Below are 10386 nucleotides of genomic sequence, written 5' to 3'. Positions count from 1 at the left end.
CCAGTATTATCACATACAAATATGCTAAAACTGTTTTATGAAAAAGAGTTTTTTGCTGTGCATGTATTCCACAACAAGTTTTTTGACTATTGTTTAGAGGCTAAGTGGTGCTGAATTAAGTTGTTCATACCTTAATTTAGCACCACTGTTGTTTGAGAGAATGCTCGATCGAGTGACTTACTCTTTACCAGTAGATTTTAGTCTCTTTCTCATTCTTAATGCTGCGGTACCACCGATTAATGTACCAATAATGGTAAATGGTTCGGGAACTGCGGTAGGAACTGAACCTGAAACGATTCTGACATTATCCAATTGGAAATTTGCAGGGCCAGTAAAGCTTTCGGGAATATCCCACACAAATGCAGCACGGATTGACGAACCTGCAAATGGGGTCAAATCGATTGTCGATGTCAATGAGCCTGTATCGGTGTTCGACCCAAGACCGCTGGTAGTTCCCGCAACTGCGGTAAAAATATTGTAGCTAGCCAGCGAAGCCCCACCTCCACCTGGTTCGATTTGGAGGGAAAAAGTCCTATCTTGTGTTGCTGCACCAAATGACAGCAATTCCCATCCAGCACGGTAATCAAATTGAATTGATTCACCCGCTTGCGGGGTGCCAATGTCTTGGAACAACCTAATAAAGCCTGGGCCGTCTCCATCGAAGCCGTGCGAGACAGCGAAACTACCATCGCTGGGAATAACTACGTTTGTTCCAAGTATCCCATCAAAATTACTGTTAATGTCTCCGCTGGCTCTGACTGCAAGTGGTTGATCTGGATTGGGTATGTCTATGACTGTCCAGGAAGTTAGTCCTGATTCAAAACTGCCGTTGGAGACTGTAGCACTAAGTACTTGTTTCTGCGAGATTGCCGACAGGAACAGAGACATCAGAGCAATTGTTAGGCGATTTTTCATACTTGAGATCGTGTGGATTATTGTTAGAATACCCTTCGACTACATTGACGGCAACACTTTACAAGTAATTTTCAGCAGTTTTGACCATTAGGGCAATCTATCACAAGTGTTAGATCGCGATACACAGTGTAATGGCTGATGTTAGGCTTCAAAATTACGCTAGATACCTGAGTTACTTCTTGAATTACTACTGATAAATTAGAGGGTTATATGCGTGCATTATTTGTATCCAATCGAATCTTCATTGACGATCGAGGTTTAACCATTACTTTCTTGCTAAAGAAGGCACTAATTTATGTCTCTTACATCATTGAGTAATTCAGATATATTAAAAATTTGGAGTAAGACTGAGACAATGGCAACTTTAGATGAAAATGGCTTTGAAATAATTACAACGATTCAAAATGGTTTTGAAATTACAACTACTAAAGTTGAAGGCTATTTACCAGGCTGGGTAGGTAATGGAATTTTATCTAGACCAGTTGGTAGAAATAGTAGAATTTCGAGTAGAATTATAGATGTAACTACTACTGCAAAAGAAGACTATAACTTTACTCCTGGTACGCTACTTTATCGAGCTGGCTCATCTATTCCAGTCTTTCCTGTATCACTAAACATCGATATCATTAATGATGATATTAACGAAGAAGATGAGACTTTTATCTTTGAAAATTTTGATGCAGAAGGCGATATACTAGGAAATACTTTCACTTATACTATCAGTGATACTTTACGATCTCCTGGAACTAATTCGATCGAGCGATGGCCTGGTGTTGAAAACTTAACTCTGACTGGTACTAACAATATTAATGGTACTGGAAACCAAGGTAATAATGTTCTTACGGGCAATAGCGGCAATAATATCTTAGACGGAAAAGATGGTGACGATACACTAATTGGTGGTGGGGGTAAAGATACGCTCATAGGGGGTAGCGGTAATGATATCTATGAGATAGATTTTACTAAGGCTGCTGGTAGTCGAATCGAAGATAGTTCTGGGATAGATATAATTAAAATCACAGAATTTGTTGGAGGTCGCCTAAGCAAGGGTCAGATGGGCTATGGTCGAAAAGGTACATCACTGTTTGTCGATCTAAATAGAAATGGACAGATAGATACAATTAAAAAATCAGATGACACAATTGGTATAACTCAGGATTTAGAGATCTCAAATTTCTTTTCGACCGAAGCAGGATGGGAAGCTGGAAGTGGCTTTGTAGAACAAATAGGTGATATTGAACTAGGTAATGTTAATAGCAATCAGATTCTGAATCTCTTTAATTTAGAAGGAAGAGAAAGCATTACTGGTGGTTCGACTAGAGGGAGAGAACTTGATGATGTAGATTTGAATTATCGTAATGTTCAATTCAAAGTCATCAGTGCAGACAAAACAGTTTCAGAGAAATGGAATGGTCAACAGGTTTGGGTAGTAATTCACGGTTGGAATCGTCAAGCTAATGATGTTGCATCAGCTATAGACTCAAACATAAATTACCTAGCTGAGACAGTTGCTCTGGCAAAGCCTGGTGATATCGTCCTTACTCTCGATTGGCAACAAGCATCTGCAAATAGAGGACTCGTTGGTAATGGAGATGCAGCTAGTTGGATCTCATCTGTTGCTGATTTTGCTGCTAACAAACTAAGTGAATGGGGACTAAATGATAGTAATTATCTGAATTTTATCGGTCATAGTCTTGGATCGTTAGTTAGTAGTGAAATTGCCAGTAGGTTTGGAAAAGTTAATACAATCACAGCTTTAGAACCTCCTTCAGAGCTAGACATTATTGGTGGATACGATCTAGATGCAAGTGCAGATGGAAGACAAGCACCAGATCGAAATAAATTTCGAGATGTGTCAAATTTTTCCAGAGCTTTTTTAGGTAGTAGAAGTATTGCTGGAAATGATAAGTTTGCTAGCTGGGCACATGAATCAATATTAATGGATTTTGGGAATCGTATCGATCTAGGAGAAGAGCATACTTGGGTAGTTCAAGCTTTCAATGGATTGATTAGCCAAGCTACTAGGACGACCTTAGCAGATAACTTATTTGCTTTAAAAAGTGATGATAAAGGTTATTCCAATATCAAGCCAAATCAGTTTGAAGTATTTGCTCCTGGACAAAACAATTATGAAGGAATAATTAATGTCTCTCAACCTGGAAAGACAACCGCTTTTCCAGAACCAAGTTCCTTTATAGCAAAATCTAACGATCCCAATCTAGACGATCTTATCTATGGTACTGATGGCAACGATACCCTGAGAGATGATAGACAGATACACAGCAGTCTAGGGGACGGAAATGGAAATGATAAGCTAATTGGCGGCAAGGGAAATGATACATTAATATCTAGTTTTGGTGACGATGTTCTTTTTGGTGGTTCTGGTAATGACAGCTTCTCTTTCAGGGGCGGCGCGCTATTTGGATCTACTACTGTTACCTCAAAGATTGGTAACGATACTATTCTTGACTTTACCAGTGGAGAAGACAAGATCGTCCTCACTAAAGCCACATTCAGTGCGATTACTAGTGCGCCAGGAGCATCCATTGGATCAAACTTTGCAACGGTAGCTAATGATGGGTTAGTTAACAATTCATCTGCGGCGATCGTGTATAGTCAAGCATCTGGTAGCCTGTTCTATAATCAAAATGGTGCGCTGGCTGGTTTAGGGAATAACGGGGGAATTTTTGCTACCTTAGCTGGTGCGCCGACTCTCTTGGCTAGTGATTTCTCAATTATCAGATACTAACGGTTTTAATCGATTGACTGTATCGCTCCTTGGTGAAGCCTCCGTGCGACAGAATCGCTGCCATCCAAAGATGAAGCAAAAGCCGCAGTTCGATTTGACATTAGGCGCAAACCAGAATGAATAATTGCCATAAAATCGATCGGTTACTTTCCACCTACTTATCGTCACTGCCTCTGACGCTTTGGCAATAAGTAGGACGGCACTATCGCTCTATTTGAGTGGATTTGTTATCTATCAAAACTTACAAATAACATCATCAGGAATTTTTAAATCAATGAGTTTTACAAATTCTCTTAGAGATTACTAAACCTCCCGACACTTGGGTCAAAATTGACCTTACAAGTACCCACACTCCCATTCCGATTTTTGCTGACGATAATCTCCATCACCCCTGGTTCCAAACTATCTGAATTGTAATATTCATCCCGATATAGCAATAAACCCAGATCCATATCCTGTTCAATATCGCCCGAATCTTTAATATCCGCCATCCCTGGACGCTTATTGCCCTGACTCTCTACCCCACGATTAATCTGAGCCAAAGCCACAAACGGCACATCAAACTCTTTCGCTATATCCTTGAACGCCCCAGAGAACTTACCCACGGCTTGCGCTCTGTTCCCCGCTGACCTGTCTCCCAACTTTTGGATATAGTCGAGGACGACTAACCCCAATTCACCTCTCTCATGGCGGATTTTCCGCAGTACAGAGCGAATCTTTGCGGGGGTCAGAGCATAAGCGGGAGTATCATCAATGATGATGAGAAGTTCGCCTAATGTACCCAAAGCTTGCTTCAGAGTTTCATACTCATCTGCATAGATTGTATTGTGGATCAGCCGATGAGAGTCAATGCCAGAGTGCATCGATAACAATCGTTTCGTTAACTGTTCGCTAGACATCTCCGCACTGAAGAAGACTACTGGCTTGTGTTGAGTAACCGCAATATGATTTGTCAAATGACAAGCTAACCAAGTTTTACCCATACTCGCTCTAGCAGCGACAATGATTAAATCCTGCTTAATCAACCCGCCAATCAAAGTATCTAAATCTCCTAATCCAGTAGGATATGCAGGTTCGCTTCCCTGTGAGATTTTGGTGAAGACAGCCGCCAGACAATCACCAATAACTTTAGGTTTAAACTGGTCTTGCTTATTGGTGGTTAGGTTAAATATCTTTTGCTCTGACTGGTCAAACACCGATTCTAGTTCGATAGTCGTATCGTGTCCTAGCTTCACCAGCTCATGACCCGCTGCAATTAGTTCGCGCCGCTTGTATTTATCAACCACCAATGATGCAAGGTGGTCGATATTAACGGCTGAAACTGTCCGCTCTAATAGCTGAATTAATTTTGGCTCACTGCCTACCTGTTTGAGTAGTTTCTGGTTAGATAACCATGTCTTTATGCTCAATAAGTCGGTGGGTTTGTCTTGGTGATAAAGATCTAAAGCTGCTCGGTAAATAGTAGAGTGAGCAGTAATATAGAAAACTTCAGGAGTTAGCAAGTCAATAACTCGACCCATAGCTGACGGATCTAGTAGAATACCGCCTAAGATATTCTCTTCTACTTCGATATTGTTGGGTGGAATAGGATCATTCATCTTTCTGTTTGAAAATAGTACTAAGTTCTTGAAGTTTATCGAAGCTGATTAATTCTTTAACTGTTCGTTCACTAGTTATAACTACTTGATGCTCCAGTTTAGCTAACGTTTGCGAGACTATCTCTGGCTTAGTCCATCCTTCTTTAATAGCTTTGTTTAACCAGCCACCAGGATTAGGAATATCCTTCTTGCTGAGTTGATCTTTGAGTGCTGCTATCGCTGCTAAGACAGTTGATTCAGTAGCAGCTTTAATTGTCTTAGTTAGGGTAGGATTTAAACCGATGCCTAGAAAGTCTAGTTCGGATTGAATCTGTTCGTCGATCGTAGCTTTCCGCTTGCTTGATATCGGCGTTACTTTACTATCTAGTTGTTCACCTTTTAATTTGCCTTGTAGATCTTCGATGATCTGCTGCTGCCTTTCGACTTGTTCTTGAAGGTAATGGACTCGATATACTTGACCTGCTAGTGCTTCATGCTTGCGTTTAAGTTCTTTATTCTCGTTCTCTAATTGTTGGACTTTCTCCTTGAGACGAGTAACAATCTTCCCAGTCGAAGATGAGTTAGGTTCGGCAATTGGTGAGGTTGGAAATGACCTTTGCTTGTTTCTAACTTCGGCGATACGGATCTTAATTTCTGGGTATTTGTAGAGGTAAGATACGCTGACATTAGCTTCCTTGGCGACACTAGTAAAAGTAATCTTGCCATCAATCTTCTGCAAGCGATCGATCGCTTTGAAAACTCGATCTGCTGAATCCTCTTTGCGAGCAGTTTGGACTTGCAAGAGATTATCGACTCTGGCTTGTTTGGTATCTGAATTACTCATGCCACCTCCTGTTGTAAACCAGCGATGATTTTGTCAAGTTGGTCGGCTTGTCTACCGAATTGCTCGACCAGTACTTCTTGTCCTGCCGACATAGCTTTAACTGATTTGGCTCGAAGCTCGTTGCGGGTATTAATGTATTGAGGGAGTTTTTCAATAGTGGCAACGAAAGATCGACAAGTATAACAGGCACGAAACTTATAGCAGTCTTGGTCGAGTGGTAGTCCACAATATCCATAAATGGGAGTGTTAATATGAGTAGCACCAACTTCTAATTTGTGGGCTACTGAATTGTCCCAGAAGGATTTAGGGAATGATTCATAAGAGATACGATTACCATCACTATTTACTAATGCTTGGTGAATGTGTCCTGCTTCCCGCTGCATCAGATCGCAACTGACTTCGGTATAGTAAGTACTGGTAGTGACAAAGTGTTTGTGTCCAGCCCATGCACTGACTACTGATAGGTCATGTCCTTGGTCGAATAATTCAGTTAAACGAGTAGATCTGAGAAGTTTAGGTGTAAATTTAGCTAACTGACCGTTTTCATCACGAATATCAATGGCTTTAATTAAAGTACAAATGCTAGTTGATAAAGGATGTCTGACTTGACCAGGAAGAATTTTCTTAATTGGCTTTAAGTTAGACTGTGATGGATCTATATCAGATAAATTGTAATAGTGGCAGAATAAGTAATCCCATTCATTACCCCAAAGGTTTCGGATATATTCCTGTTGTTCTTGGACTACTTTTGCAATAGTTATAGTAATAGGAATTTCATGATAGTCGTTAGTCTTTTTCCGGTGCCACACCAACTTCCAATTTTGTCCTTCTTGAACTAGACAATCTTGTTTAAGTAGAGCTAATTCAGACGGGCGCATAGCAGAAAAATAACCAATCAGCCACATTCGAGCGATAGGGTCGGGTAATCTATGCAAATTTTGTTCTATTTGTTCTCTAACAGTGTTTGATATGGGATCTGGATTACCTCGATGTCGCTTAGGATAGTCATCATTCCGAATAATATCTGGTTCGACATTAAACCAGTTTCCGATATTTCCTAATGTAAAAAACTCTCTTAATGCACACAACTTATCTTTGTCTATTCTTTGCTCTTGCGACAAATAATTAATAACTAGGCTGCGATTAATCTCATCAAAAGTAGATATGTTGTTTTTAACTAAATACTGAGAGAAAGGTCTAAGATTATTTAGCTTATTAATGATTGTAGAAAAAGAATTTTCACTCTTACATAAATGATGTATATACTTTTTAGCCTCATTTTTAAACCAGCCTGGGGCAATATTATCAAAATTAACAGTATATCGACTATCTCTTCTGTCAAAATTAGGATTAATCGATCTTAAATCCCACAGATCGTCAATCCAGTTAAATCGTTTTACTGGAGAATCTTTCTTGCTGAGGCGACTAATAGTGTTAAGCCTTAGATTTATAGATTCAGAGCATCTTTTTAGGCAATTTTTACATTGAAATATTTTTTTCTGTGTATATCCATCTATTTTGATAAGATACATATTTTTCAACTTATATCCAGGATCTAGTCTGTGCTTAGACTCACAATCTGGATTGGGGCAAATAAAATCTTTTTGATAGTTTTTATTCGAGTTAATCTTTAGCATTTAATTTCTGTAATCCCTCAATCCGAATTAATAACATTTGCTTATCTACAGTTAAAGTTTGCTGCTGCCGTACCATTCCTAAAGCAGAAATAGTATTCAATTCTATCTCTACCCGTTGTAAATCTTGTTCGAGGACAGGTAAATCATCAATAGAGGTTAGCCAATGTTCGCATTGCCAACAAGCATTTACCGTTTGACAAGGAGCTTCTAATATCGGACGATGGCATTCCCCATACTGGGTTGTAATCTGGTGCATTCTACGTCTAATGGCTTCAGTAATTAGATCTTTCGGCCTGTGAGTTGATACAAGTTTACCAGTGCTATTGATATAGCTAGTTTCTTTCATTAACTCCTGATACTCATCTCCTAGCACTTCTTTATATAAATGCTTATAATAGTTCTGCATATCTGGAGAGCGATGTCTGAGATATTTTTGAATTATCAAATCTCTAACTCCAGCATTTGTCATAATTGTCGCGAAAGTTCTTCTGAATTGGTGAGATTTGAAATACCAAATCTGACCCTCACTAGTACAGATATTATGTTCCTGAGCTAATTTGTTTAACCGTTGACTAAGACCACGCAAATGCATTACTTTTGGAACTGGTATATAGTAATAACGACTAGCATTAGCACTAAATAAATTATTGTATTTATCCTTAAAAGTTTGCCTAATATATTCTTGCTGTTCTTTAATTATTACTACTAGTTCCTCGCAGATAGGCAGTTCATCATCCACTTTGTATTTTTCAGTTAAAAATCTTATTCGCCATTGGTCATCTCTTTTCCGCAAGCAATCTAAAGGTAAGTTAAGTAGCTCACCAATTCTTAACCCTGTAGCTCTAATTACTATCACCATCCGTTGGATAGGTTCGGGTAAGTAATGTAGATGTTCATTTAACTGTTGCCATATTTCTTCTGGAATGTACTCGATATCATCATTTTTAGGTGCGGATCTATTACGTCGCCCTTTAAACCAATAGGTATTAACTTCCAGCCACCCTTCATCACGGCAGCAGTTAAAGAAGTTATTCAAAGTCGTATATTGATGTGTTATTGTTTTTGGCGACAATTTTAAAAATTTTAAATAATAATCATATTCATCAAATAATTGAGTGTTAATTTGTTCAACCCTGAAAATAGATTTCTGTTCGATAAACTTAGAGAATCGGCTGAGATACTGAACTTCATCTTTGATGTAAGCGGCTGACAGTTTACGATTGCTTCTAACTATGACGTATAATTTTGATATTGTTTTCAACCAATCTTGTTGAATTGATTCAAAGCTAATTGTCAATACTCTCTCATGCTGATTGGTTTGCAAACCCAAATCATTAATTGTGTGCCAAACATCTTTTTTCAACAATGGATTAGCCAGCAAGCTGCTTGCTAACTCACTTTCCTTTATCGCCCAACTATCTAAAGATAAATTATTATGTGCTAAGATACTCATTCTGCTGATTCCTCTCGTTCGATTACTTCTTGTAGACTTGTTCCATCAATTACATGAGAATAAACATCCAGAGTAGTTTGAATAGATGTATGCCCCAATAAATGTTTTACTCGATCTGGTGAATAGTTCGCTCTGAGTAAACGGGTAGCATAAGTATGTCTAAATAAATGCGGATATACATGAATACCAGTTTTTTTACTTAGGCGATTAAACATAATGTTTAATACATTAGGATTCATAGGCATTCCAATTTTCCCTTCCCAAATATTGACAAAAACATAATTAGATACTGGCTCTGGATACTCATAAATTAAGTAGTCGTTATACATTTTGAGTATGTCTGGCACTACGGGAACGGTTCGTTCTAGCCCTTTAACTCTTGCTCCATTGGGGTTATTGCGCTTGACAACTTTAATGTAGTTCTCTCCACCCTCTCCGATATCCTCAAGACATAGCCCCAGAAGCTCACCTTTCCGCATTCCCGTACCGTCGAGCATCAGGATGATGAGTTTATCTCTGAGGCGATGACAGGCATTCACCAGCGTAGATACCTGTTCGTCAGTTAAACAGCCAGGGAAGCTTTTTGGCTCTTTGAGTTTGACAAGCTTCTGTCTGGTGGGTTTACTCTTGGCGATGCCTGTAAGTAGCCCATGCTGACTAACTCCATAGGGCATGTGGAATCTATCGAACTGTTTGAAATCTACTGCTTTGCTAGCGATGTGATACTCATAGAAGCCAGTGATACCAGTAATCGATCGATTGACTGTCTTTTCTGACCTAATCGCCTGTACTGGTTGTATGGATATGACCTTGGCAGTGTCTCCAACTCTCAACCAGTAAGCATAGTCTTCAAGATCTGACAGTTGAACTTCACGCCAGTCTAAGCTTTTGAGTTCTAGAAACTCCCACCAGGATTTGAGATCGTAGGCATACGCTTCGACTGTGTTGGGAGATTTAGACGTACTGAGATAGGTCAGGTAACGTTGGATGGGTTCTACTACTTGATAGTCTTCATCCAACATTACCCAGACTATTTCGTTGGTATGTGGATCTATTCCTTTTTGCAGTGTTAATCTCATAGGTCTATTGTACCACAAAATACACGTTATAGAAATAAAATTTAGTATATAGCTATATTTGTATGATGTAGAAAAAGAGGCTCGTTGTTGTTGTTATTTAATATATAATTTTTGTATAAGATAACCAGTACC

At 39.1% G+C, this 10386-nt stretch carries 7 protein-coding genes; 1 reads left to right on the top strand and 6 read right to left on the bottom strand.

All coding sequences use genetic code 11. From position 1 onward, the window contains the following. Positions 1-177 precede the first annotated feature (177 nt). Positions 178-915: a PEP-CTERM sorting domain-containing protein gene (locus tag C7B77_RS14805; RefSeq protein ID WP_106306139.1), complete on the bottom strand. Its 738-nt coding sequence runs from the start codon at positions 913-915 to the stop codon at positions 178-180. Positions 916-1210: 295 nt separating this feature from the next. Between C7B77_RS14805 and C7B77_RS31440 the strand changes: the two genes are divergently transcribed. After that, positions 1211-3664 (top strand): hypothetical protein, encoded by a 2454-nt coding sequence (locus C7B77_RS31440; protein WP_281261361.1) that lies wholly within the window; start codon positions 1211-1213, stop codon positions 3662-3664. A gap of 293 nt (positions 3665-3957) precedes the next feature. Here C7B77_RS31440 and dnaB read toward each other — a convergent pair whose 3' ends face one another. Genes dnaB through C7B77_RS14775 form a run of 5 tightly spaced genes read right to left on the bottom strand, consistent with a single transcriptional unit; the run spans position 3958 to position 10254 of the window. Continuing rightward, the gene (gene dnaB / locus C7B77_RS14795) at positions 3958-5262 is read right to left on the bottom strand and encodes a replicative DNA helicase (protein ID WP_106306136.1); all 1305 of its coding nucleotides are present in this window, start codon (positions 5260-5262) and stop codon (positions 3958-3960) included. Next, positions 5255-6085: a DUF6262 family protein gene (locus C7B77_RS14790; protein ID WP_106306133.1), complete on the bottom strand. Its 831-nt coding sequence runs from the start codon at positions 6083-6085 to the stop codon at positions 5255-5257. Before C7B77_RS14790 ends, dnaB begins: the two co-directional genes overlap by 8 nt. Beyond that, positions 6082-7722, bottom strand: coding sequence for a tyrosine-type recombinase/integrase (locus C7B77_RS14785; RefSeq protein WP_245894206.1), 1641 nt, complete (start codon positions 7720-7722; stop codon positions 6082-6084). Before C7B77_RS14785 ends, C7B77_RS14790 begins: the two co-directional genes overlap by 4 nt. Then, positions 7709-9175, bottom strand: coding sequence for a tyrosine-type recombinase/integrase (locus C7B77_RS14780; RefSeq protein ID WP_106306130.1), 1467 nt, complete (start codon positions 9173-9175; stop codon positions 7709-7711). The genes C7B77_RS14785 and C7B77_RS14780 overlap by 14 nt, the downstream gene beginning before the upstream one ends. After that, positions 9172-10254, bottom strand: a complete 1083-nt coding sequence (locus C7B77_RS14775; RefSeq protein ID WP_106306127.1) for a tyrosine-type recombinase/integrase — start codon at positions 10252-10254, stop codon at positions 9172-9174. The genes C7B77_RS14780 and C7B77_RS14775 overlap by 4 nt, the downstream gene beginning before the upstream one ends. Positions 10255-10386 lie beyond the last annotated feature (132 nt).

This window comes from Chamaesiphon polymorphus CCALA 037 (assembly GCF_003003845.1).
Classification (GTDB): Bacteria; Cyanobacteriota; Cyanobacteriia; order Cyanobacteriales; family Chamaesiphonaceae; genus Chamaesiphon; species Chamaesiphon polymorphus.
Note: the sequence above shows the minus strand (reverse complement) of the source record. Positions and strands in the feature narration are given on the sequence as shown.